This is a genomic window from Zobellella sp. An-6, from assembly GCF_052487945.1.
The window spans coordinates 3,064,765-3,090,238 of the sequence record NZ_CP199259.1; the positions used below are offsets into that span (position 1 = coordinate 3,064,765).

13 protein-coding genes are annotated in these 25,474 nt (G+C 64.7%); 6 read left to right on the plus strand and 7 right to left on the minus strand.

Annotated features, from left to right (window positions below; all coding sequences use genetic code 11):
- The first annotated feature begins 1 nt into the window (after position 1).
- Positions 2-883 carry a CNNM family magnesium/cobalt transport protein CorC gene (corC, locus tag ACT7DK_RS14345; RefSeq protein WP_445400280.1) on the plus strand — a complete coding sequence of 294 codons (882 nt, stop codon included), beginning with the start codon at positions 2-4 and terminating at the stop codon, positions 881-883.
- A complete protein-coding gene (lnt, locus tag ACT7DK_RS14350; protein ID WP_445400282.1) occupies positions 883-2,394 on the plus strand; it encodes an apolipoprotein N-acyltransferase in 1,512 nt (503 codons plus the stop codon). Before corC ends, lnt begins: the two co-directional genes overlap by 1 nt.
- A gap of 221 nt (positions 2,395-2,615) precedes the next feature.
- On the opposite strand, the gene ACT7DK_RS14355 is transcribed toward lnt, so the two are convergent.
- From ACT7DK_RS14355 to ACT7DK_RS14385, 7 genes are all read right to left on the minus strand, one after another.
- On the minus strand, positions 2,616-4,733 hold the full coding sequence (locus tag ACT7DK_RS14355) for an HlyD family efflux transporter periplasmic adaptor subunit (protein ID WP_445400284.1): 2,118 nt from the start codon (positions 4,731-4,733) through the stop codon (positions 2,616-2,618).
- Between the two features lie 4 nt (positions 4,734-4,737).
- Entirely contained in the window at positions 4,738-6,081 is a 1,344-nt protein-coding gene (locus tag ACT7DK_RS14360; protein ID WP_445400286.1) for an efflux RND transporter periplasmic adaptor subunit, read from the minus strand.
- 9 nt (positions 6,082-6,090) lie between these two features.
- Positions 6,091-11,670 carry a beta strand repeat-containing protein gene (locus ACT7DK_RS14365; protein WP_445400288.1) on the minus strand — a complete coding sequence of 1,860 codons (5,580 nt, stop codon included), beginning with the start codon at positions 11,668-11,670 and terminating at the stop codon, positions 6,091-6,093.
- Positions 11,562-16,985 carry a DUF4347 domain-containing protein gene (locus tag ACT7DK_RS14370; RefSeq protein ID WP_445400290.1) on the minus strand — a complete coding sequence of 1,808 codons (5,424 nt, stop codon included), beginning with the start codon at positions 16,983-16,985 and terminating at the stop codon, positions 11,562-11,564. The genes ACT7DK_RS14365 and ACT7DK_RS14370 overlap by 109 nt, the downstream gene beginning before the upstream one ends.
- A gap of 68 nt (positions 16,986-17,053) precedes the next feature.
- Positions 17,054-17,791 carry an efflux RND transporter periplasmic adaptor subunit gene (locus ACT7DK_RS14375; protein WP_445400292.1) on the minus strand — a complete coding sequence of 246 codons (738 nt, stop codon included), beginning with the start codon at positions 17,789-17,791 and terminating at the stop codon, positions 17,054-17,056.
- Positions 17,791-19,386 (minus strand): TolC family protein, encoded by a 1,596-nt coding sequence (locus ACT7DK_RS14380; RefSeq protein ID WP_445400294.1) that lies wholly within the window; start codon positions 19,384-19,386, stop codon positions 17,791-17,793. The genes ACT7DK_RS14375 and ACT7DK_RS14380 overlap by 1 nt, the downstream gene beginning before the upstream one ends.
- A 618-nt stretch (positions 19,387-20,004) precedes the next feature.
- Positions 20,005-20,484: a zinc ribbon-containing protein gene (locus tag ACT7DK_RS14385; protein ID WP_445400296.1), complete on the minus strand. Its 480-nt coding sequence runs from the start codon at positions 20,482-20,484 to the stop codon at positions 20,005-20,007.
- Positions 20,485-20,602: 118 nt separating this feature from the next.
- Between ACT7DK_RS14385 and leuS the strand changes: the two genes are divergently transcribed.
- The 4 genes from leuS to nadD all read left to right on the plus strand — a co-directional run bounded on the left by leuS (position 20,603) and on the right by nadD (position 25,462).
- Complete coding sequence (gene leuS / locus ACT7DK_RS14390) at positions 20,603-23,182, plus strand: leucine--tRNA ligase (protein WP_445402366.1); 2,580 nt, start codon at positions 20,603-20,605, stop codon at positions 23,180-23,182.
- 128 nt (positions 23,183-23,310) lie between these two features.
- Positions 23,311-23,796: an LPS-assembly lipoprotein LptE gene (locus ACT7DK_RS14395; protein ID WP_445400298.1), complete on the plus strand. Its 486-nt coding sequence runs from the start codon at positions 23,311-23,313 to the stop codon at positions 23,794-23,796.
- Positions 23,796-24,818, plus strand: coding sequence for a DNA polymerase III subunit delta (gene holA / locus ACT7DK_RS14400; RefSeq protein WP_445400300.1), 1,023 nt, complete (start codon positions 23,796-23,798; stop codon positions 24,816-24,818). The genes ACT7DK_RS14395 and holA overlap by 1 nt, the downstream gene beginning before the upstream one ends.
- Positions 24,815-25,462, plus strand: coding sequence for a nicotinate-nucleotide adenylyltransferase (nadD, locus tag ACT7DK_RS14405; RefSeq protein WP_445400302.1), 648 nt, complete (start codon positions 24,815-24,817; stop codon positions 25,460-25,462). The genes holA and nadD overlap by 4 nt, the downstream gene beginning before the upstream one ends.
- Positions 25,463-25,474 lie beyond the last annotated feature (12 nt).

Genomic DNA, 25,474 nt, shown 5'->3' on the forward strand with positions numbered 1-25,474 from the left:
CATGAGCGACGACAATTCGAACTCAGAAAACGGTTCGTCCAGCAAGAAAAACTGGCTTGAGCGACTCGGCCAACTTTTTCAGGGCGAACCGAAGAGCCGTGAAGAGCTGGTAGAAGTGATTATGGATGCAGGTGAGCGCGAGCTCATCGACCAGGACACCAAGGACATGATCGAGGGGGTGCTGGAGGTGAGCGAGCTCAGGGTGCGGGACATCATGATCCCCCGCTCCCAGATGGTGACGGTGGAAAAGTCCCAGCCGGTGTCCAGCTTCCTGCCGATGATCATCGAGTCCACCCACTCCCGCTTCCCCGTGGTCAACGAAGACAAGGATCACGTCGAAGGCATACTGCTGGCCAAGGATCTGCTGCAATACGGCTTCGGCCTCACCGACGAGCCCTTCGCCATCGAGAAGGTGCTGCGCCCGGCGGTGGTGGTGCCCGAGAGCAAGCGGCTCGACAAGCTGCTCAAGGAATTCCGGGAAGAACGCTACCACATGGCCATAGTGGTCGACGAGTTCGGCGGCGTGTCCGGCCTGGTCACCATCGAAGACATCCTTGAGCTTATCGTCGGTGACATCGAAGACGAGTACGACGCCGAAGAAAGCGCCGAAATCCGCCAGATCAGCAAGCGGGTCTTTGCGGTGGCGGCCCTCACCGACATCGAGGACTTCAACGAATTCTTCCATACCAACTTCAGCGACGAAGAAGCCGATACCGTCGGCGGCATGGTGATGCACGCCTTCGGCCACCTGCCGGCCAAGGGCGAGCAGGTCGAGATCGAGGGCTTCGTGTTCAAGGTCGCCCACGCCGATCGTCGACGCCTGCTGCAGTTACAGGTTAAGATGCCGGACAGTCAGGAAACCTCCTCCTCGGAGCCAGCATAGTGCGCACCTTGTTGCCAACCTTCGGGGCCCTGCTTAGCGGGGCCCTCGGCGTTTTAGCCTTCAGTCCCTTCGACCTCTGGCCACTGGCCCTGGTGTCGCTGTTCGGCCTCTATCTCGCCACCCAGAATGCCTCCCCGACCCTCGCCGCCAAGCGGGGCTTCGCCTGGGCCCTAGGCCTCTTCCTGCCGGGATTGTGGTGGATCCATGTCAGCATGACCCTGTTCGGCGGCCTGCCGCTGCCGGCCGCCTTTTTCCTGGTGGCGTTACTGGCCGCCTACCTCAGCCTCTATACCGCCGCCGCCTGCTGGCTGAGCCAGCGCCTGGTGCCCTCGCCGGCCCTGCGGGCCCTGCTGGTGCTGCCGGCCCTGCTGGTGGTGGCCGACTGGCTGCGCGGCTGGGTGATGACCGGTTTTCCCTGGCTGTGGTTCGGCTACAGCCAGCTGGAGGGTCCCCTGGCCGGACTGGCGCCGGTGCTGGGGGTACAGGGCATCAGCTGGCTGTTGTGCTTTTCCGCCGGCGCGCTCTGGCTGCTGGGGCGCCGCCGTCCCCTCTGGGGGCCGGGCCTGATCGCCCTGACGCTGTGGACGGCGGTGCTGGGCCTGGGCCAGATCCAGTGGGTCAGCCCAACCCAGAGCAGCCGCTTCGTCCTGGTGCAGGGCAATATCGAGCAGTCACTGAAATGGATACCGGGTCAGTTGGAGTTGAGCCTTGAGCGCCACCTGGGGCTTACCCTGCCGGAGCAGGACGCCGAGGTGGTGATCTGGCCCGAATCGGCCCTGCCGTCTTCCGAACAGCAGCTGGCACCCTGGCTGGCCCAGGTGGACCAGTTGATGCAGGAGCGGGGCCAGAGCCTGCTGACCGGCATCGTCTCCCGTCCCGCCGAGGGCGAAGTCTACAACGCGGTGATCGGCCTGGGCAGCGGTGCCTATGCGGACGGCCACGGCAACCGCTACTACAAGCAGCAGTTGGTACCCATCGGCGAATTCGTGCCCTTCGGCAACCTGCTGCGTCCCCTGGCCCCCTTCTTCGATTTACCCATGTCGTCCTTCTCCCGGGGCGAGGCCGGACAGCCGGACCTGGATGCCGCCGGCCGCCGCTTCAGCGTGGCCATCTGCTACGAAGTCGCCTTCCCGGGGCTGGTGCGGGAGAACATGAAGCCGGACACCGACTACCTGCTGACGCTGTCCAACGACACCTGGTTCGGCCAGTCCATCGGCCCCTGGCAGCACCAGCAGATCGCCCGCATGCGCGCCCTGGAGCTGGGCCGGCCGCTGATCCGCGCCACCAACAACGGGGTCACCCTGGTCACCGACGAGAAAGGCCGCGTCACCGCCAGCCTGCCCCAGTTCGAGCCGGGGGTCTTGCGCGCCGAGGTGACCGGCATGACCGGCCTCACCCCCTACGCCCGTTTCGGCCATACCCCCTTGCTACTGCTGCTGACCGCCAGCCTGCTGGGCGCCGCCTGGTTTTCTCGCCGCCGCAGCCTGCAATTCCGCACCCTGATCCGCTGATAGCAAACAGGCCCATCACGGGCCTGTCAGACTGCTGACGACGCTTCGTCGCTCTCTGTAGTCACTCCCGCGAAGGCGGGAGTCCAGTGCAATATGTCATGGATCTCCGTCTTCGCGGAGATGACCAGGGTTAAACAGCTGCGGCAGAGGGAACTATCTGGCAAAAAGTAGGTAGTGGACTTTGTCATCAAGCAAACCGGCCCTCACGGGCCTGTGCCATTTCAGAAGCCGCTTTCCCGGATCAATATCGCCAGCATCCTGCGCAGCTGATACCACAGCCAGCTGCGCGGTGCCCCCTCTATGGTGACCACACCGGGCAAACGAGCATCGGTGGTCACCGTTGTCACGCCGTTATCCAGGATCATGGCGACCCGGTACAGCCCCGCTTCCGGTACCAGCCGGTCTTCGCCGATACGCCGCACGGCAATGCGACCGCCGTATTCGGAACCCAGCTCCCCGTAAGGCAGGGCAAAGACCGCGCCCATGTCCACCTCACGGATCACCACCGGCAGGGCAGCCCCCCCCGGCCGATCGGCGATAAAGACGCCCCGGCTCCCCTGGCCGACCAGATCGAGATATTGTTCACCAAGGTACCCTTCAACGCGCAACCGAGCGGGGTCGGCGAGCGAGAGCAACGGCATATCGGCGGCCACCCACACGCCGGGGTGTAACCGTTCGATTTGCGTCACCCGGCCCGCAAACGGCGCCCGCACCTGCAACCGAGCCTGGCGGGCCAGCAGCCCGGCTTTGCGCTCCCGCAGTCGCCGGGTTTGCTGTTCGGTAATGGCCCGGCCGGCCTTTTCCCGGGCCGAACTGCCACTGCGATCCAGCAGCTGTTGCGCGAGACGGAGCTCTTCCTCAACCTGTTGCAACTCAAAGTTCAGCGGCTCCGACTCCAGCCGCAGCAGCAACTGGCCAGCTTCGACCCGTTCGCCCTGGCGCACCGTCACTTCGGCAATGATCGCCGGCTCGGAGGCAAACAGGGTTTGCTCGCTCTGGGCTTTCAAGATGGCCGGTATCGGCACGCTCACCGGCAAGGGCACCAGGCTCAACATCAGTCCGCCGCCCGCCAGAGCCCAGCACAGCAGGCGACCGGCGCCCACGGCGCATTCAGTCCGGCGTTTCCACCACACGCTGACTTCCCTCCCGATCGGCAGCAGAATAAACCAGAGCACTTCCACCGCAAACAACAGTATTCCCAGCACCTTGAAGAACAGGTGATAGACCAGCAAGGCGATGCCGAAGAACAGCACCAGGCGATACAGCCAGGTCGCCCAGGCATAGTAGACCATCAGCCTGGTCCGGCTCCGGGACTGGGGCTCGGGCAGCGGGTCCTTCAGCCCCAGTAACAGATAACGCAAGCGCCAACGGCCGAATGCAAACGCCCGGTGCTGCAGGTTTTCAATACCCAGCCAGTCCGAAAAGGCATAGTAGCCGTCAAAACGCAGGAAGGGGCTGATATTGACCAGCAGCGAGCTGATCCAGCTGGTGGTGGCCACAAAGAAAACCGCACTCCTGAGCGGACCATCGGGTAACAGATTCCAGAGAAAGGTGGCGAACAGGGCGAGATACAGCTCGGTACGCACCCCGGCGGTGACGATCCGCAACCGCCCCGCTCTGGATCTGAGCCGCCAGGCATCGGTGGTATCGGTATAGAGCACGGGAAACATCACCAGAAAGGCAATACCCATGGACGCCACCCGACACCCCTGGCGCTTGGCGGCGAACGCATGGCCCAGCTCATGGGCACTCTTCACCACCGCCAGGGTCAGCCCATACAGCAGCAATCCCTCCGGGGTAAAAAAATGCAAAAAGGTTGCCCAGAAGCTGTCCCACTGGCGCACCACCAACACCAGGCCAAGCAAACCGAGCGACAGCAGCAGGTAGTGGGTCTGCGGCTCAAACAGCCAGCTTAAGCGGGGCGTCCAGCGTATCAGCCAAGCGTCGGGACGAAACAGGGGAATACGGATAAACAGGTAATGATGAACAAGCCAGCGCCAGAACCCCAGCACCTGCGCCGCATGCTGCCGATAAAGCCGGGCACAGGCATCGACCGAGCGGGCCTCGCTCAGATTATTCGACAGGATAAAATCGATAAAGGCCGTCACCTCCTCGGCAGCATAATCGTGGCCGCGCTGCTTCAGCTCCAGCAGAAAATGCTCAACCGCCAGCCCGGCCTGCCAGTGCCTGACGAGATAAAGCGCCTCGGCCGACAAGGCAAAATATTTGTTGCGCACCGCGTCAAACAGCAGCCAGCGCGGAGCGCCATCCTCATCGGGTGCCCCGGGCAACAGCCGCAGGTTTTGGCGCAACGCAGGTAGCACGACAGCCTTGCTCATGACGCTACCAGCCCAGCCATTGACGGGCACTGGTAATGGGCCGGCGGAACAGATAGAAGAACAGACTCACCCGGTCGCCATAAACCTTTGCCGAACCGCGCGTACCTATGCGGGGCAGTACCGAGCCCGTTGGCGCGGCGTCGAGCCGGGCAACCAGGCGATACGCCATCAGGTTATCGGGGGTGCGCTGCGCTTCATAACCCGCATGATGAATGGATGCCGACCAGGCAGACAAGGGATCGTTATCAAAAAACACCTTGACCTCTGCCCCTTCCCGCAGGGCAATCGAATCCTTCACCGCCAGCATGATTTCAAGCTCGATGGCCTCGGGATCGGCCAGCAACATGATGCGTTCGCCTATGTTAACCGGCCGCCCTTTCCATTCGTTGGGGTCACCCAATACCGCAGTCCCGGCGCCGGGCGCATGAAGTGTCGCTTTTTCCAAGCGGGAGCGGGCATAACGCATTTCCGCCTGCCGTAAGTTCACCTGCGACTCCAACTCGGCCAGGCGCGCTTTTTGGGCCGGATCCATAAAACCGCTTTGCTGCACGGTTTTCAGCTCGGCCTGTACCACCAGCAACGCCTGCTGGGCTATCTCGTACTCACTGGCCAGCTCGGTGTCCTCGAACCGCACCAGGGGGTCTCCCGCCTGCACACTCTGGTTGGGAACCACTTCAAGTCGGGTCACGGCTCCATTGAGGGGGGCGCTGATCACCAGCGGATCCCTGGCGATCACTTCCACCGGCGCCAGCGCACTGAGCCGCAGTGGTACCCACATCACCGCCAGCAACGCCAGTGCCAGCAGCAGCCCTGTTTTTCGCTGGCGCATCCGCTGCAGCAGGTTTTTCATCGGCCGCCTGCGCTGCAGGGCAAACAGCGCATGGGCCATGGTGCCGGCAAGGTGCTCCAGCACTCCCTGCTCCTGCTCCGACCAGGGGTCGGGGCGGAACAGCAGCAATACCCCGAGCAGGCGCCCCTGCTGGGCGGCAACCCGCAGCGGCACCCAGAGCAGCTGCTCGGGCGCCATCTCCCGCCAGTCCTGACGCAGGCCCTCGGCGACCTGCCGGCGTGTCACGCCATGCAGTTGCCCTGCGCCCTCCTGCCGCGCCAGATGACGTCCCAGTTGTTCGGCCCAGGCAACGAACGGCGAGGTATAGTCGACCGCCGGAATATCCGAGGCCGCCACTACCTGCAAGTGGCGCAGCTCGTCCCCCAGGATCAACACACTCTGGGTATAGGGAACACAGCCATGGGTCTGATTGGCGATGATATAACACAGCTGCGCAAGGCTGTCCGCCTTGCGCAGCTGCTGTTCCAGCCCCAATAAAGCTGCAACCTGTTGATTCACATAAGCTCCTTAAACGGTGGACAGCATGGTCAGCAGCCTGTTGCCATACCCTTCCATCGCGTCCACTTCGGCGGCCAACTGCTCCGCAAGCGGCACAAAACCGGTAACGGGCAATGCAGCCGTCGGCTGCTCCGGCTCGGCCGTCGCCTGTTTACGCAGTACGGCGTCCACGTCCAGCTTGATTTCCAGGACGCGCACCTGGCCATCGCTGCCCACCGCCTGGATCCTGATCGCCAGCTCGCTTAGCTGCCCGGGGGAGCTGACGGTGACATTGCCGGTCTGCGGATCAATCGTGATCCAGTCCGGCAAGGCGGAACCATCCGCCAGTGTACCGACGTAGACCTGTCCTTGCCCGGCTTTGGCATCGACGATATCAATGGTGAGCCGGTTGTCGGCCGTTGAAACGATGCCGGACACGCTCAGGGCTACCGCATCAAATGCCTGCCGCTGAACCTCGGTAAACACCACCTCGCCGGTCTCACTGACACTGACATCCACCGAGGCCCGGGTGGTAACATTACCGTCTGTTCCCCTGATCTGTACCACCAGCGCATTGTTGGCCGACAACAACAGGGTTTCGGTTTGCCCCTGCGCCGGGGTAGCAACAAAGCCAACCCCGGCTGCCGGATCCGTGTTGCCGTCCTGTCTGACCAGGCCTTGCGGCAAGGGCGAGAGATCATTGGTTACCCGGGTGTTATCCACCCTGGGCGGCGGCACATCGGTATTTACCGTGGACCGTGAGACCGGCGTTTCTTGCGGCGGCGCCAAGATTTCCAGCAGGTAGTCACGCGACACGCTGGCCCCGGCCTTATCCACGGCCGTCAGGGTAACGACAAACTTGCCCACCTCGGCCGGTTTGCCGGATATGACCCCTGTTGCCGGGTTATAGCTCAGCCCGGAAGGCAGCCCTTGGATAAGGAAGTCCAGGTCTTCGCCATAAAGGGCGCTGTCCGCATCGGCAAACAGCGCGGAAATATCGCGCCGGTAGTCTTTACCCAGGTTCCACTTTTCATTGATGTTGGTGGTCAGGGCCACCGGCGCGTCGTTGCGGCCGTCGATGGTGATGGTCAGGGTGGCGCTGTCGGTGAGACCCGCCGCGTCCATCACCCTATAGGTAAAGGATTCACTCAGGGTCTGGCCGCTGACACGCAGCGCCTGCACCGCCGCGTTGCTCTCGTCCACCACATAGCTGTAAGAACCATCGGCATTCAGCGTCAGGCTGCCGTACTGGCCCGCCAGGGCCACACCGACGGTGCCGCTGTCGCCCACGCCGCCTTCGGCGCCGGTACGAATGGCGCTCACCGTGGCCGTCTCGCCATTGGCCTCGCCGTCCACATCGCTGTCGTTAGTCAGCACATTGCCGCTGGCATCGCTGCCGGCGCTGCCGTTGGCGGTGCCGCCCGCTTCCACCGCGGTGGCGCTGTCATCCACCGCCAGCGGCGCGTCGTTGCGGCCGTCGATGGTGATGGTGAGCGTCGCCGTGTCGGTGAGCCCATCGGTATCGGTCACGGTATAGGTAAAGCTCTCGCTCAGGGTCTGGCCGCTGACACGCAGCGCCTGCACCGCCGCGTTGCTCTCGTCCACCACATAGCTGTAAGAACCATCGGCATTCAGCGTCAGGCTGCCGTACCGGCCCGCCAGGGCCGCACCGACGGTGCCGCTGTCGCCCGCGCCGCCTTCGGCGCCGGTGCGCACCGCGGTCACGGTGGCCGTCTCGCCATTGGCAACACTGTCCACATCGAGATCATTGCTCAGCACATTGCCGCTGGCGTTGCTGCCGACAGTGCCGTTGGCGGTGCCGCCCGCCTCGATGGCGGTGGCGCCGTCATCCACCGCCAGCGGCGCGTCGTTGCGGCCGTCGATGGTGATGGTGAGCGTCGCCGTGTCGGTGAGCCCATCGGCATCGGTGACGGTATAGGTAAAGCTTTCGCTCAGGGTCTGGCCGCTCTGGCGCAACGCCTGCACCGCGGCATTGCTCTCATCGATAACGTAGTTGTACGTACCGTCGGCATTCAGCGTCAGGCTGCCGTACTGGCCCGCCAGGGCCGCACCGACGGTACCGCTGTCACCGCTGCCACTCTCGGCACCGGTGCGCACCGCGGTCACCGTGGCCGTCTCGCCATTGGCAACACTGTCCACATCGAGATCATTGCTCAGCACATTGCCGCTGCCATCGCTGCCACTGCTGCCGTTGGCGGTGCCGCCCGCTTCCACCGCGGTGGCGCTGTCATCCACCGCCAGCGGCGCGTCGTTGCGGCCGTCGAGGGTGATGGTGAGCGTCGCCGTGTCGCTCAGGCCATCGGCATCGGTGACGGTATAGGTAAAGCTTTCGCTCAGGGTCTGGCCGCTGACACGCAGCGCCTGCACCGCGGCATTGCTCTCATCGATAACGTAGTTGTACGTACCGTCGGCATTCAGCGTCAGGCTGCCGTACTGGCCCACCAGGGCTGCACCGACGGTACCGCTGTCACCGCTGCCACTCTCGGCACCGGTACGAATTGCGGTCACGGTGGCCGTCTCGCCATTGGCCTCGCCGTCCACATCGCTGTCGTTAGTCAGCACATTGCCGCTGGCATCGCTGCCGGCAGTGCCGTTGGCGGTGCCGCCCGCTTCCACCGCGGTGGCGTTGTCATCCACCGCCAGCGGCGCGTCGTTGCGGCCGTCGATGGTGATGGTCAGCGTCGCGCTGTCGGTCAGGCCGGCGGTGTCACTCATGGTATAGGTGAAGGTGTCGCTCAGGGTCTGGCCGCTGACACGCAGCGCCTGCACCGCGGCATTGCTCTCATCGATAACGTAGTTGTACGTACCGTCGGCATTCAGCGTCAGGCTGCCGTACTGGCCCACCAGGGCTGCACCGACGGTACCGCTGTCACCGCTGCCACTCTCGGCACCGGTACGAATTGCGGTCACCGTGGCCGTCTCGCCATTGGCCTCGCCGTCCACATCGCTGTCGTTAGTCAGCACATTGCCGCTGGCATCGCTGCCGGCAGTGCCGTTGGCGGTGCCGCCCGCTTCCACCGCGGTGGCGTTGTCATCCACCGCCAGCGGCGCGTCGTTGCGGCCGTCGATGGTGATGGTCAGCGTCGCGCTGTCGGTCAGGCCGGCGGTGTCACTCATGGTATAGGTGAAGGTGTCGCTCAGGGTCTGGCCGCTGACACGCAGCGCCTGCACCGCGGCATTGCTCTCATCGATAACGTAGTTGTACGTACCGTCGGCATTCAGCGTCAGGCTGCCGTACTGGCCCGCCAGGGCGGCACCGACGGTACCGCTGTCACCGCTGCCACTCTCGGCACCGGTGCGCACCGCGGTCACCGTGGCCGTCTCGCCATTGGCAACACTGTCCACATCGAGATCATTGCTCAGCACATTGCCGCTGGCATCGCTGCCACTGCTGCCGTTGGCCACCCCGCCCGCCTCGATGGCGGTGGCGTTGTCATCCACCGCCAGCGGCGCGTCGTTGCGGCCGTCGAGGGTGATGGTCAGCGTCGCCGTGTCGCTCAGGCCATCGGCATCGGTGACGGTATAGGTAAAGCTTTCGCTCAGGGTCTGGCCGCTGACACGCAGCGCCTGCACCGCGGCATTGCTCTCATCGATAACGTAGTTGTACGTACCGTCGGCATTCAGCGTCAGGCTGCCGTACTGGCCCACCAGGGCTGCACCGACGGTACCGCTGTCACCGCTGCCACTCTCGGCACCGGTACGAATTGCGGTCACGGTGGCCGTCTCGCCATTGGCCTCGCCGTCCACATCGCTGTCGTTAGTCAGCACATTGCCGCTGGCATCGCTGCCGGCAGTGCCGTTGGCCACCCCGCCCGCCTCGATGGCGGTGGCGCCGTCATCCACCGCCAGCGGCGCGTCGTTGCGGCCGTCGATGGTGATGGTGAGCGTCGCCGTGTCGCTCAGGCCATCGGCATCGGTGACGGTATAGGTAAAGCTCTCGCTCAGGGTCTGGCCGCTGACACGCAGTGCCTGCACCGCGGCGTTGCTCTCATCCACCATATAGCTGTAAGAACCATCGGCATTCAGCGTCAGGCTGCCGTACCGGCCCGCCAGGGCCGCACCGACGGTGCCGCTGTCGCCCGCGCCGCCTTCGGCGCCGGTGCGCACCGCGGTCACCGTGGCCGTCTCGCCATTGGCCTCGCCGTCCACATCGCTGTCGTTAGTCAGCACATTGCCGCTGGCGTTGCTGCCGGCAGTGCCGTTGGCGGTACCGCCCGCCTCGATGGCGGTGGCACCGTCATCCACCGCCAGCGGCGCGTCGTTGCGACCATCGATGGTGATGGTCAGCGTCGCGCTGTCGGTCAGGCCGGCGGTGTCACTCATGGTATAGGTGAAGGTGTCGCTCAGGGTCTGGCCGCTGACACGCAACGCCTGCACCGCGGCATTGGACTCGTCCACCACATAGCTGTAAGTGCCGTCGGCATTCAGCGTCAGGCTGCCGTACTGGCCCGCCAGGGCCACACCGATGGTGCCGCTGTCGCCCGAACCGGACTCGGCGCCGGTACGAATGGCGGTCACGGTTTTGCTGTCGCCGTCGTCCACATCGCTGTCATTGCTCAGCACATTGCCGCTGGCATCGCTGCCGGTAGTGCCGTTGGCGGTGCCGCCCGCCTCCACCGCGGTGGCGCCATCATCCACCGCCAGCGGCGCGTCGTTGCGGCCGTCGATGGTGATGGTCAGCGTCGCCGTGTCGGTGAGCCCATCGGCATCGGTGACGGTATAGGTAAAGCTCTCGCTCAGGGTCTGGCCGCTGACACGCAACGCCTGCACCGCGGCATTGCTCTCATCGATAACGTAGTTGTACGTACCGTCGGCATTCAGCGTCAGGCTGCCGTACTGGCCCGCCAGGGCCGCACCGACGGTGCCGCTGTCGCCCACGCCGCCTTCGGCGCCGGTGCGCACCGCGGTCACCGTGGCCGTCTCGCCATTGGCAACACTGTCCACATCGAGATCATTGCTCAGCACATTGCCGCTGGCATCGCTGCCACTGCTGCCGTTGGCGGTGCCGCCCGCTTCCACCGCGGTGGCGCTGTCATCCACCGCCAGCGGCGCGTCGTTGCGGCCGTCGATGGTGATGGTCAGCGTCGCCGTGTCGGTGAGCCCATCGGTATCGGTGACGGTATAGGTAAAGCTCTCGCTCAGGATCTGGCCGCTGACACGCAACGCCTGCACCGCGGCATTGGACTCGTCCACCACATAGCTGTAAGTGCCGTCGGCATCGAGCGTCAGGCTGCCGTACTGGCCCGCCAGGGCCGCACCGACGGTACCGCTGTCACCGCTGCCACTCTCGGCACCGGTACGAATGGCGGTCACGGTGGCCGTCTCGCCATTGGCCTCGCCATCCACATCGAGATCATTGCTCAGCACATTGCCGCTGGCGTTGCTGCCGGTAGTGCCGTTGGCGGTGCCGCCCGCCTCGATGGCGGTGGCGCTGTCATCCACCGCCAGCGGCGCGTCGTTGCGGCCGTCGATGGTGATGGTCAGCGTCGCCGTGTCGGTGAGCCCATCGGTATCGGTGACGGTATAGGTAAAGCTTGCCGCTCGCTCAGTGCCGTTGGCGGTGCCGCCCGGATCTGGCGCTGCATCCACCGCCAGCGGCTGACACGCAACGCCTGCACCGCGGCATTGCTCTCATCGATAACGTAGTTGTACGTACCGTCGGCATTCAGCGTCAGGCTGCCGTACTGGCCCGCCAGGGCGGCACCGACGGTACCGCTGTCACCCGAGCCACTCTCGGCACCGGTACGCACCGCGCTCACGGTTTTGCTGTCGCCGTCGTCCACATCGAGATCATTGCTCAGCACATTGCCGCTGGCATCGCTGCCGGCGCTGCCGTTGGCCACCCCGCCCGCCTCGATGGCGGTGGCGCCATCATCCACCGCCACCGGCGCGTCGTTGCGGCCGTCGATGGCGATGGTCAGCGTCGCCGTGTCGCTCAGGCCATCGGTATCGGTAACGGTATAGGTAAAGCTCTCGCTCAGGATCTGGCCGCTGACACGCAGCGCCTGCACCGCGGCGTTGCTCTCATCCACCACGTAGCTGTAGCTGCCGTCGGCATTCAGCGTCAGGCTGCCGTACTGGCCGATCAGCGCCGCACCGATGGTGCCGCTGTCACCGCTGCCACTCTCGGCACCGGTACGCACCGCGCTCACGGTTTTGCTGTCGCCACCATCCACATCGCTGTCATTGCTCAGCACATTGCCGCTGGCGTTGCTGCCGGCGCTGCCGTTGGCGGTGCCGCCCGCCTCGATGGCGGTGGCGCTGTCATCCACCGCCAGCGGCGCATCGTTCACTGCAACCACGGTGACCGTCGAGGCCAGGGCCAGCGCAGCGGTATCCGCCCCGCCGTTGGCCGTGCCGCCACTGTCCGTCAGGCTGGTGATGGTCACCACCCGGCTGGTCGTACCCGGATCTTCGCTGCTGTTGCTGTAGGTCATGCCCTCGACCAGATCCTGCAGATCCTCGGTCGACAGGCTGCCGCCGCTGAAGGTCAGGGTGGCCGTGCCGTCACTGACCGCCACCGAATAGCTCAGGCCATTGCCGCTGGTGGTACCGCTGGTGCCGTTGGTCAGGGTGATATCGCTGCCATCGACCCCAAGCCGCTCCGCCGTCCCGTCGCTCAGGTTGCCGACGGTCACCACCAGGCCGCCGAAGCCCTGGCCGCTTTCCACCGTCGCCGCGCTGGCGCCGCTAAACAGGGTCACTGCGGAACCGTTCTCGGTAAAGGTGGGGTCGGCCGGCGTCGCCGTCAGGGTCGGGGCATCGTTCACCGCGGTGATGTTGACCACGGTCTGATTGCTGCCGGCGCTGTTGGCGGAGCCATCATTGAAGGTCCAATCCAGGGTGACGGAGGCGGACGGATCCTCGGCGCCGTTGGCATAGGTGAGGGACTGCAAGATCGCATCGACGATGGCCGAGGTGGCGTTGCCGTTGAAGGTCAGCTTCAGCAGGCCGCCGGAGTGGGTGGTCACCACTCCCAGGGTCACGCCGTCGTAGGTGAAGCCCTGCCCTTCGCTCAGCGCGCCCAGCAGGCCGGTATTGCCGAACTGATCGTCGGCATTGGCGCCGCCCGCACGGACGAGGGTGACGGAGGCACCATGGTAGTTGCCGTTGCCACCCTCAAGGGCATCCAGCTCCGCATCCGACAGGGTCACATCGCCGTCGATCACCACGGCGCTGCCACCCTCGACGAAGGTGGCGCCGCCGTCGAGGTTGGCGAATTCGGGCAACGCATTCACCGGCGCCTGCAGCATCAACTCGTTGCCGCCGCTGGTATCACCACCGTCGGTGGCGCCGTAGTAGGCGGTCAGCTCGGTGCCGTTGCCGGCGGCGGTGAGGGTGCCCCCTTCCGCCAGGCCGGTGAAGGTGCCGCTGATGGCATCACTACCGTCATTGGTGATCAGGCGATAACTGTCGGCATTGCCCGGCGTATAGCCATGGGTGACCGACAGGGTCGCGCCCGAGTCGATGGTCACGCCGCCATGGACGGAAAGAATATCGTACTCATCCCCCAGGCTGGTGCCGTTGATATCCGCCACCAGGCTGCCGGTGGCGCCAAAGGCCAGGTTGCCGTTCACCACCAGTATGGCGGTAGCGCCCGAGCTGGCGCCCGGCGATAGGGTACCGTTGACGGTCAGGCCGCCGTTGATGATGCCGGTGGTCGAGCCATCGCCGCCGCCGGCCAGGGTCGCCCCCGCGGCCACGGTCACGCCGCTGGTGTTGTCCAGGCTGCCGGTGAGCAGCAGGGTGCCGGCGGAGACGGTGGTGGCGCCGCTGTAACTGTTGCCGCCGCTCAGTTCCAGGGTGCCGTTACCCGTTGTGGTCAGGGCATGGCCGCCGCTGATGGTGCCGCTCAGGGTCAATTGGGATCCGGATTGTGCCACCCGAATGCCCGCATCTCCCGACAGCGTGATATCGCCGGTGAGGGTGGCATCACCGCTGCCGCTCAAGCTGAGTGCCCCACCGCCGGTGAAACCGGGGGCGCCGGCGAGGGTCAGGTCCTCGGCCAGGGTGATGTTGCTCCCCAGCGACAGCGCCGCGCCATCGGCGACCGTGGTGCGGCCGGATGTGGCACCCAGGGCATTGTTGTGATAGACGCCAACGCCGCCGCTGTTGATGTGGGTGTCGCCGCTATAGCTATTGTTGCCGTACAGGCTGAGCCAGGAGCCGCCGGTCTTGGTCAGGCTGCCGGTGCCGGATATCACCCCCGACAGGGTGACCAGGTGGTCGGCGAAGAGCGTGCCGCCGCCGGCGCCCAGAGTGATGGCATTGTCGATGGTGCCGTTGGCGGTGACCGCCAGGGTGCCGCCCGACAGCGTCAGGCTGCCGGTGCCCAGGTTGGCGTCGCCCGCCACCGACAGGGTGCCCGCCGACAGGTTAGTGGTGCCGCTGTAGGTATTGATGCCCGACAACGTCAGGGTCCGCCCGCCCAGCTTGGTCAGCGCACCGCTGCCGGAGATGACGCCGGAGACGGTCAGGTCGCCATTGACGACGAAGACGCCGCCCCCCGCGGCCCCCAGGGTAATGTCCCTACTGAGGGTGAAGGTGGCATTGCCATTGTGGAGCCAGCCGCCGTCCAGGGTGAGGTTGCCGCTGCCGAGGTTGGCATCCGAGGTAATGGCCAGCTGACCCGCCGTCACCCTGGTGCCGCCGCTGTAACTGTTGGTCCCGCTCAGGGTCAGGGTGCCGGCACCGGCCTTGACCAGCTCACCGCTGCCGCTGATAACGCCGGTATAGCTGCTGCCATTCGCGCTCTGCACTATGGTCAGGGTGGCGTTGTTGGTGATGTCGCCCTGCAGGCTGGCGGTGGTGCCGGCCAGGGTGCCGTCAGAGACGGTGGTGCCGCCGCCGTAACTGTTGGTCCCGCCCAGGGTCAGGGTGCCGGCCCCGCTCTTGACCAGGGCACCATCGCCGGAAATGTCGCTGTTGATGGTCAGGTCGTCGCCCGCGCCATTGCCGATGGAAAGGCTAACCCCGGACGCCAGGGTGATGCCGCTGCCGGTGATGATCAGGCCCGGTGCTCCATCCGCATCCAGGATCAGGCTCTCGGCCAGCGCCAGGCTTGAGTCCAGGGTCAGGGTCTGGCCCGCCAGGCTCGAGCCGAACACCAGGGTCTGGGTGCCGTCCTGACTGGCGGCCCGGGTCACGGCCTCACGCAGGGAAAAACCGTCGGCGGTGTCGTCCTCGCCGTCATCGGTCAGCTGATCCACGTAGATGGTGTCGCTGGTGACGGTCACTTCGGCGCCGGTGCTGCCGGTGCCGTCGCTCAGAGAGATACTCAGGGTGGCATCGCCATAGGGGGTGTCGTTGCGGTAGCTGAGGCTTTGCATCACCTCCTGCACCAGGGCCGTGGTGGCGACATTGCTGCCGGTAAAGGTGACGGTCAGCACGCCGCCGCTGTTGGTAAAGGTCGCAAAGGTCTGGCCACCGGACTGCAGCTCGCTGCCGACAACACTAAAACCAGCGCCGTCGGTGTCAAAGCCCAGGATGTCGTTCGCCAGGCCGCCGCCCGCGCGCTGCACCGTCAGGCTGGCGCCGGACCAGTCGCCATCTCCGCCGTTCAGCGCATCCAGCTCGGTGTCGGTCACGGTCAGCTCGTCGCCGGCGTCCAGGCTCACGGTATTGCCCGCGCCGGGCCAGGCCACGCTGTCGCCATCCAGATTGCCGAGCACGGGCGCGCTGTTGGCCGGCCCGGTCTCTATGGTGACACTAAAGGCCAGGTCAGCAACAGTAGCGGCACTACCGTCCACGTAGGCCACCCCTCCGTCGTAGCCCCGGCCCGAGCCGGCATCCGTGTACCCCAGGTTAATGGCAGTGGCAGGCGTAAAATAGAAGGTATAAACCTGGCCGCTGGTCAGCTGGACGTCACTGTCTATGGCAATGTAATGGAAGCTGTAGTTGTCGTTAGTGATAGCGGTATCGACGGAGGAAAAGTCGATGCCGGTCTTGGTATAGAGCAGATTGGCCTCGTTAACACCTTCTCCCGAATAGACCTTAAGGGTGGCGGTGCCGGACGGCGTATAATTGTCGAGGTCATTGGCGACCCCGATTTTAGTCAGCCGGCCGTCCTGGGTGGCGGTAAAGGACTGCCCAATTTCAATCCCGACGTTTGTGAAATTCCATATATCCTCAGTGTTCTCGATCACCGTCTCGGCCAGGGTATGCTGGAAGGCCGCCATGGCCTCGGCCGAGATCCCCTCCCCGCCCGTTTCTATGCGGCCCTGGGCCACTTCCAGCTCCCAGTCGCCGCCCAGGGCGGCGGCGCCGGTGGCATCGTCCGAGGCCGCCACGTCGGCGCCGGTGAGGCTCGCCAGCCGGGCCAGGAAAGCCTGGCCCTCGCCGCCGGCCACGGAGCAGCCGTAGAGCAGCAGATCGCCGTCGGCGGTCAGGGCCTGGCCCAGGGTAGCCAGCTCGGCGGCGCGGCCGTCGGCCTCGGCGCCGTCCAGGGTCAGGCTGCCCAGCCGCAACTGCCCTTCGGCGCCGTGACTGAGGATATGGATGGCATCGTAATCGCGGTGGTTCTGGGCCCATACCGCCAGCTGCGCCAGGCCGTCCCGGCTGCCATCGAGCAGCCGGACTTCGATGCCGGCACCGATGCCGTCCACCAGCGTCTGGTAGTCGGCCACACTGGAGTCGACAAAAGCGACTTCCCTGCGGCCGTTGTTCTGGCCGGGATCCCCGGCTTTGAGCTGGGTGGGCGCCAGAGCCAGGCTGCCGTCGCTGAAATGCACGGCCTGATCCGGGGCGGGCTGATGCACCGGATCCTGCTGAAAGGCCAGGTCCGTGGTCATGTCAAGGGTGGTGGCCACGGCGGCGCCATCAAGCAAGATGCGTGATTCAAGGGCGGTGATCAGCGGCTTACGACGAAATCCGGGGGCGGTTTTGGCGTTATCTTGCTTGTTCATGGCATCTGTCCCTGAGCGGCACCGGCGTCGGAGCCGATCTCCGCTCAGCCGGTGCCAACTGTATGATGTTACTGAGTGCCGGCCGGGCCGAAATAGGCGGTCGCACTCATTCCCGGTATCAATTCGGCCGGCTGGGCCAGCTCGGCACGCAACAGCAGCGTCTGGCTGACCGGGTCAATGGCCGGGCTGATGGCGGCAATGGTCGCCTCCACCCTGGCCCCGGTTTCATCTATCTGCAGCGTCAGCGGTGCCGCCGGCTGCAGCCAGCCCAGCCAGGTGGCCGGCACCACCACTTCGGCTTCCAGCCGGCGATCGGCAATGATTTCGATCAGCTCCTGCTGCTGGCGAATGTTCTCATGCTGGTTGATCAGCACGGTCACCACCTTGCCGTCGTAGGGCGCGGTGATCCGGCAGCGCTGGGTATTGATCCTGGCGATGCGCAGCTCGGCCTGGGTCTGGGCATACTCCGACTGGGCCAGCGCCACATCCAGGCTGCCGATGGAGCGCAGTTCGTTCAGTTGGCGGGCGTTCTCCAGCTTGATCTTGGCGGCGTTGTGCTCGGCCGCGACCTTGCCGGCCTGCGCCTCGTACAGCGCACAGTCCAGCCCGACCAGCAGTTCCCCCTGCTTGAAGCTTTCTCCCGGACGCTTCGGCAGGCCGGTCACCCGGGCCGCCAGCTCGCCGGACAGCACCGCCCGATCCCTGGCCTTGATCACCGCCCGCGCCTTGTATTCCTCGGCTTGAGCGGGGATCACCGCCGGCAACAGGGTCGACAGCAACAGGCACTTGCTCCAGAGGCGCCGCATCAGCTTATTTCATCCGCCGCTTCCGAGGCGTTGCCAATGGCCCGCGCCTCCTCCTCTTCGTCGTCCGCGGCAGCAGGCGCGACGGCCGTCGGCCCGGCCAGCTCACCCCGCTGCCAGCGGACCAACTGCTCGGAGATATGGGTCGCCAACTCCTCCACGCTGCTGTGGGCATAATCGTCCGGCAGCAGATCCATGCCCATGGTGACAAAGACCCGGCCATAGCTGTTTTGCAGATCCGCATAGGCCACATCGCGACGCAGTTCGGCCAGCAGGGTGTTGAGGGATTCACGGATCAGATCCAGCTCGGAAGCCCGCTGCAGGCGCCCGGCATTGACGGTCTGTTCATTGATGCGGTGGGCCACCTGCAGATAGCGCTCGGCCAGGTCGAACGTCTTCAGCGATTCGTCAAAACGGATCCGGGCCAGGTGCACCTGGGTCAGCACCGCCATGGACGACGCCAGGCGCTGCTCTTGTGCCAGCGCTTCCCGGGTGCTCGCCATGCGCCGCTCGGCGCCCACCTTGAACACATCGAACAGGTTCCAGCTGATTTGGGCCCCCAGGCTGGTCCAGTCCTGGTTCAGCAGATAATCGCTGTTGTCGTAATAGGCGCCGGCATTAAGGCTGATCCCGGGCAGCATTTTCAGCAGGGCGGCGCGGGTATCCGCCGCCGAAATACGTTGCTGGTAGTAGGTTTCCACCAGCTCGGGACGCTGGTTGAGCGCCAGCTCTTCCATGGTGGCCGGCTCCACCGTCAGGCTGGGTACCCCGAAGTTCGGGGCACCGACATCGGCCAGTTCAAAAACGGTGCCCGGCTTGACGCCCATCAATGACGCCAGTTCCGTTTTGGCGTTGGCAAGGTCCTGGCGCAGCGACTGCAGGGAACGCAAAATATCGAGCAGTTCACGCTGGTAATACAGCGCCTCCATCGGGGACCGCAGCTGCAGCCGCTCAACCTGGCGCGAGTCTTCCAGCGCGGCGGAGGCCTGCGCCATCAATGGGCCGATTTTCTGCAGCAGCCGCTCGGCCGATACCGCCCGCCAGTAGGCACCCCTGACATCCTGGGTGATATTGTGCACGACCTTGCGCTCCCGCTCCCGGGCGATCAGATAACGATCCGCATGCTGCTTGGCGCGCACATAGGAAAGACCGAAATCGAGCACGTTCCAGGTAAAGGCCAGATCATAGGTGGAGCGCTGTTTGTCCTGGGAGACCGAGTAGGAAGGATCCGGGCCCAGGGGATCCGGTTGTCCGTCCTCAAAGCCGACGCTGGCGGAGGCGGCATAGTTGCTGCGCGCGGAATAGCCGGCCGAGGCGGCCAGGCTGGGCAGCATTTCATGCCGGACCAGATCGATTTGTCCCTGCTCCAGGGCCGACTCCAGCGCCTTCAGCTTTTTGTCCCGGTTGTTGCGTACCGCCCGGGCAATCGCATCCTCCAGGCCGATGGCGCCCTGGATCCGGCTTTCTTCCTGGGAGAACAACGCCATGTCGGCATGGACCCTGTCGTTGATGCGTTCGGGGGAAACGGCTTGCGGAGTCACGGTACAACCACTGATGGCCAGCAGCATCGATGAGGCAAGCAAGGTCTGTTTAAACATAGGTCGTCTCTTATCCTTAGAAAGCCAGTATCCAGTTGGCTGCGTTCACAAACAGGGAGCCTAATAACTGCTCTTAATAGTGCTACATCGACCGAGTACCGCACACAGACTCGCCGTGAAGACACGCCACTCACTGTTTCAGCCTGCTGCGAACATTCACTGGATGTTCGGTCAGGCTGAAACAGCTCGTCCCGGCGAGACAAGCTCGCCCCTGGGGGCGCCACCGCGCCATCCCTGGCGCGAAGGGTCTGCTTAGCAACCCCCGGCCGCTGTCGGCAGTGATCTGCTATTCGGAACAGCTATGTTAGTGCATTACTGTGAACGCAAAATTAATTATTCATTTTGGATATCAATATATTCCTGGTGATATATGGCAGTGGCTGGCCATATATGCCAAGGAATATGCGGGAACGAGGAAGGTCAGGTCCACAGCGTCACTCGTCCTTGAGGACCCCCAACGAATAAACGGGCGCGCTTCATTGCGGTGTCAATCTGGATACTAACACGGCAGCTAAATATAGTGTCAAACGAAAACACTCGACGAGATGAGGAGATCGCCAACACGAAAACGGGCAGGAAGTCGGGCTGGCAACGTTGCTGTCCAGCCCTGTTCCAGGGTTACGGCTTTAGCGGCCGGCGGATAAAGCCGTCGTGGCCGCATTCCAGGCAGGTGGCGAGCACCTCGGGATGGCTGATTTCGTGAACGTGGGCGCAGAGAGCACAGGCATAGAGGCCCGGCCCCACCACCTCGCCGGCCCGGTATTCGCCGTTGTGTTCCAGATCCTGCGCGAACTCCCGCCATTCCAGCTGGCTCTTGTCGGTGGCATTGGCCAGCCAGCCCCATACCGTCTCGCGGATGCGCCGGTAGAAGAGGCTGTCCCGGAATTCCTCGCCGCTGTACTCGGCCAGATCCCGTTTCACGTACTCGGCAATCAGCGCCAGCTCGTCGCGGGTCAGGTCCCCGGCCGCCTCCATGTAGGCCTGGGTCTTCTCCACCATCTCCTTGATGGTGGTGTTCTCGGCCGCCTCCCACTGCCGGTGCAGCTCCTCCACGAAGGCCTCGTAACCTTTTCTGTGCTTGTCGTCTTTCTCACTCATGGCTGTTTCCTCCATCGAGCCGGGGCGGGGCGGCTATTGTTGCTTGTTACCCCCTGGGGTATTCTATGCCGATTTATCCTGTGTGTTAGCACCCAATTCACGGAACCGGATGTCACCGATGCAAGAGCAATACAATCCCCAGAATATTGAGCCCGAAGTGCAACGCTTTTGGGCCGAGCAGCAGACCTTCAAGGCAACCGAGCAGCCGGGCAAGGACAAGTTCTACTGTCTGTCCATGTTCCCTTACCCCTCAGGTCGGCTACATATGGGGCATGTGCGTAACTACACCATAGGTGACGTCATCTCCCGTTATCAACGGCTGCAGGGTAAAAATGTGCTGCAACCCATCGGCTGGGACGCCTTCGGCCTGCCCGCCGAAAACGCCGCCATCAACAACAAGACGGCCCCGGCCCCCTGGACCTACGAAAACATCGATTACATGAAGAACCAGCTCAAGCGGCTGGGCTTCGGCTACGACTGGGATCGGGAGCTGGCCACCTGCACCCCCGAGTACTACCGCTGGGAGCAGTGGTTCTTCACCAAGCTGTACGACAAGGGCCTGGTCTACAAGAAGACGTCCTCGGTCAACTGGTGCCCCAACGACGAGACCGTGCTCGCCAATGAGCAGGTCAACGACGGCTGCTGCTGGCGCTGCGACACCCCGGTGGAGCAGAAGGAAATTCCCCAGTGGTTCATCAAGATCACCGACTACGCGGAAGAGCTGCTCAACGACATCGACCATCTCGAAGGCTGGCCCGAGCAGGTCAAGACCATGCAGCGCAACTGGATCGGCCGCAGCGAGGGCGTGACCCTGCGTTTCGCGGTGGACGGCCAGGATGACGGCTTCGAGGTGTATACCACCCGCCCCGATACCCTGTTCGGGGTGACCTACGTGGGCGTGGCCGCCGCCCACCCGCTGGCCGCCCGGGCCGCCGAGCACAACCCGGAGCTCGCCGCCTTTATCGAGGAGTGCAAGCACCACAAGGTGGCGGAGGCCGAGATGGCCACCATGGAGAAAAAGGGCATGGCCACCGGCTTTTATGCGGTGCACCCGCTCACCGGCAAGCAGGTGCCCATCTGGGTCGCCAACTTCGTGCTGATGGACTACGGCTCCGGCGCCGTCATGGCGGTGCCCGCCCATGATCAGCGTGACTACGAGTTCGCCACCAAATACGGCCTGGATATAGTGCCGGTGATCAAGCCCGCCGACGGCAGCGAGCTCGACATCCATGAGTCCGCCTACACCGAGAAGGGCGTGCTGTTCGACTCGGGCGAGTTCAGCGGCCTGGCCTTCGAGCAGGCCTTCGACGCCATCGCCGGCGCCCTGGCGGAAAAAGGCCTGGGCCGCAAAACGGTCAACTACCGCCTGCGCGACTGGGGCGTGAGCCGCCAGCGCTACTGGGGCGCACCCATCCCGATGCTCAACCTGGAAGACGGCTCCGTGGTCGGCGCCCCGGAAGAGACCCTGCCGGTGGTGCTGCCGGAAGACGTGGTAATGGACGGCATCAAGAGCCCGATCAAGGCCGACCCCGACTGGGCCAAGACCAGTTACCACGGCCAGCCGGCCCTGCGCGAGACCGACACCTTCGATACCTTCATGGAGTCCTCCTGGTACTACGCCCGCTATTGCAGCCCCGACTACGACCAGGGCATGCTGGACGTGGACAAGGCCAACTACTGGCTGCCGGTGGATCAGTACATCGGCGGCATCGAACACGCCTGCATGCACCTGCTCTACGCCCGTTTCTTCCACAAGCTGCTGCGCGACACCGGCCTGGTCGAGTCCGACGAGCCGTTCAAGCGCCTGCTGTGCCAGGGCATGGTGCTGGCCGATGCCTTCTACTACACCGATGACAAGGGCGGCCGGACCTGGGTCAGCCCGCTGGATGTCACCGTCGAGCGGGACGAGAAGGGCCGCATCAAGCGTGCCGTCGACCAGGCAGGTCGCGAGCTGGTGCACACCGGCATGACCAAGATGTCCAAGTCCAAGAACAACGGCATCGATCCCCAGGTGATGGTGGATCGCTATGGCGCCGACACCGTGCGCCTGTTCATGATGTTCGCCTCCCCCGCCGACCTCACCCTGGAGTGGTCCGACTCCGGCGTCGAGGGCGCCCAGCGCTTCCTCAAGCGGCTGTGGAAGCTGGTGTACGAACACCAGGCCCGCGGCCCGGCGGCGGCGCTGGATCCGGGCCGCCTCGACAACGACCAGAAGAGCCTGCGTCGGGAGCTGCACAAGACCATCAACAAGGTGAGCGACGATGTGGGCCGCCGCCAGACCTTCAATACCGCCATCGCCGCCATCATGGAGCTGATGAACCAGCTGGCCCGGGTGGACATGGACGACGAACAGAACCGCGCCCTGCTGCAGGAAGCGCTGGAAGCCGTGGTGGTGATGCTGCACCCCATAGCGCCCCATGCCTGCTTCGCGCTGTGGCAGGCCCTGGGCCATGACGACATCGACCACGCCAGCTGGCCGGTGGCCGACGCCGAGGCCCTGGTGGAAGACGAAAAGCTGGTGGTGGTGCAGGTCAACGGCAAGGTGCGCGGCAAGGTGACCGTGGCCGCCGACGCCGATCAGGCCGCGGTGGAAGCCGCCGGCAAGGCCGAGGACAACGTGGCCCGCCACCTGGACGGCAAGACCATCCGCAAGGTGATCTACGTGCCCGGCAAACTGCTGAATATTGTCGCGAACTAAAAGCTGGAAGCTGGAAGCTGGAAGCTGGAAGCTGGAAGCTGGAAAGGATTGCATAACGGCTTGTTCACTCAAGCCCTTCTCTTCACGCTTCCGGCTTAAAGCTTATCGCTGTTTTTAAAGGAGTATGTATGCTCTCTCGAATCAAGGCCGGGATGCTGATCGCCCTGACCCTGCTGCTGGCCGGCTGCGGCTTCCAGCTCAGGGGCGGTGACAACCTGCCGCCCGAGTTGCACCGGCTGACCCTGGCCGGTGACGACAAGACCCAGTTTTACCGTCTGGTTTCGGCCCGGCTGCAACGGGCCGGGGTACAACTGGTTTCGCCGGATGGCGCCACGCCGGTGCTGACCATCGCTCCCCTGCGGCAGGGCAATACCGTCGCCTCGGTCAACGCCAGGGCCGATACCCTGGAATACGCCATGCGCTTCGGTACCCGCTTCACCCTGGACATGCCCGGCGAGCCGCGCCAGGTGTTCAATGTGACCTTCAACCGCAGCTTCCTGGACAAATCCGATCAGGCGCTGGCCTCCAGCCGTGAACAGCAGCAGTTGCGCGAACAGATGGAACACGAGGCCGCCGAACAGATCCTCCGTCAGCTGAACCGCCTGTCGTTCTGATGCGTCTCTACCCCGAGCAACTGCCACAGCATCTGCAGGCTGGGCTGTCGCCCTGCTATTTTATTTATGGCGACGAGCCCCTGCTGAAGATGGAGGCGCTCGACACCCTGCGCCAGGCAGCCCGCGCCCGGGGCTTTGATGAACGCCACCGCTTCGATGCCGACGAGGGCCTGGACTGGGATGCTATCTTCGATGCCAGCCAGACCCTGAGCCTGTTCAGCGCCCGCCAGATCATCGAGATCCATCTGCCGGACAAGCTCGACAAGGCCGGCTCGGAGCGGTTGCGGGAACTGCTGCGCCAACGCCACCCGGATCTGCTGTTGCTGCTCTCCGGCCCCCGCCTCAACCAGCAGCAGCAAAAAACCGCCTGGTTCAAGGCCCTGGCCGAGGCCGGCCCCCTGGTGCCGGTGGCGGCGCCGGACGCCCGTCACCTGCCCCGCTGGCTCGAACAGCGGCTGCACCGGCACGGCCTGCGGGCCGAACCCGACGCCCTGCACTGGCTGGCCTACGCCTTCGAGGGCAACCTGCTGGCCCTGGCCGGGGAAATCGACAAACTGGGCCTGCTCGCCCTGCCCCAACCGCTGACCCTGGCGGCACTGCAGCAGCACGTCCAGCCCCATCACCACTTCAACCCCTTCCAGCTGTTCGACCCTCTCTTGCAGGGCAAGGTCAGGCGCGCCTGCCGCATCCTGCTGCAACTGCGCCAGGAAGGGGTGGAAGCCGGCATGCTGTGCCATCTGCTGGCCCGGGAGCTGGATCAACTGCAGCAGTTGCAACTGAGCCTGCAGGCCGGCCAGTCCTTCCACCAGGCCGCCGCCGCCCTGCACGTCTGGTCCAGCCGTCAGCCGCTGCTGCAGGCGGCGCTGGGCCGCGTGCCACCGGCCAAGCTGTATCAGCTGCAGACCATGCTGGCCGCCGCCGACCGGGCCGTCGCCGCCTTCGACGACGACGAGGCCTGGCGCTGGCTGTACAGTATCTGCGTCGGCTTTCTCGACGACCAACCACTGGCCATCACCCCATGAGCAAACCCATAGGACTCCTGGGCGGCACCTTCGACCCCATCCATGTCGGCCACCTGCGCCCGGCCATCAGCATGCTGGAGCGGCTGGGACTGAAGGAGGTGCGCTTGCTGCCCAACTATATCCCGCCCCACAGGACCACTCCCGACAGCGCCCCGGAGCACCGCCTGGCCATGGCCCGGCTGGCGGCGGCCCAGACCCCGGGCCTGGTGGTGGACGACCGCGAACTCAGGCGAGACCGTCCCTCCTACACCATAGAGACGCTGCTCGAACTGCGCCGGGAGCTGCCCGCCACGCCCTTGTGTTTCCTGATGGGCATGGACTCGCTCTGTTCGCTCAACCGCTGGCACCGCTGGCGGGAGCTGCTCGATCACGCCCACCTGGTGGTCAGCCACAGGCCCGGTTGGGAGCCCGACTTCAACGACGAGGTCGCCGCCCTCTACCGGACCCACGGCACCCGGGACGCGGAGCGGCTGCACCGCCGCCTGGCCGGTTGCATCTACCTGATGGACAATCCCCGGCTCGAGATCTCTTCCACCCAGATCCGCCAGTGCATCAAGGCCGGGAACAATCCGCAATATTTGTTGCCTGATCCGGTAGCGGTCTATATTCGAGACAAGGGACTCTACCAAGGGCCCGTGTTATAATCCGCCGCCAAC

Coding starts and splice junctions, on each gene's coding strand:
- ACT7DK_RS14385 (WP_445400296.1), bottom strand. CDS start 20,484: ATGAGTGAGAAAGACGACAAGCACAGAAAAGGTTACGAGGCCTTCGTG.
- corC (WP_445400280.1), top strand. CDS start 2: ATGAGCGACGACAATTCGAACTCAGAAAACGGTTCGTCCAGCAAGAAA.
- holA (WP_445400300.1), top strand. CDS start 23,796: ATGCGTCTCTACCCCGAGCAACTGCCACAGCATCTGCAGGCTGGGCTG.
- ACT7DK_RS14370 (WP_445400290.1), bottom strand. CDS start 16,985: ATGAACAAGCAAGATAACGCCAAAACCGCCCCCGGATTTCGTCGTAAG.
- ACT7DK_RS14395 (WP_445400298.1), top strand. CDS start 23,311: ATGCTCTCTCGAATCAAGGCCGGGATGCTGATCGCCCTGACCCTGCTG.
- ACT7DK_RS14355 (WP_445400284.1), bottom strand. CDS start 4,733: ATGAGCAAGGCTGTCGTGCTACCTGCGTTGCGCCAAAACCTGCGGCTG.
- nadD (WP_445400302.1), top strand. CDS start 24,815: ATGAGCAAACCCATAGGACTCCTGGGCGGCACCTTCGACCCCATCCAT.
- ACT7DK_RS14375 (WP_445400292.1), bottom strand. CDS start 17,791: ATGCGGCGCCTCTGGAGCAAGTGCCTGTTGCTGTCGACCCTGTTGCCG.
- leuS (WP_445402366.1), top strand. CDS start 20,603: ATGCAAGAGCAATACAATCCCCAGAATATTGAGCCCGAAGTGCAACGC.
- ACT7DK_RS14380 (WP_445400294.1), bottom strand. CDS start 19,386: ATGTTTAAACAGACCTTGCTTGCCTCATCGATGCTGCTGGCCATCAGT.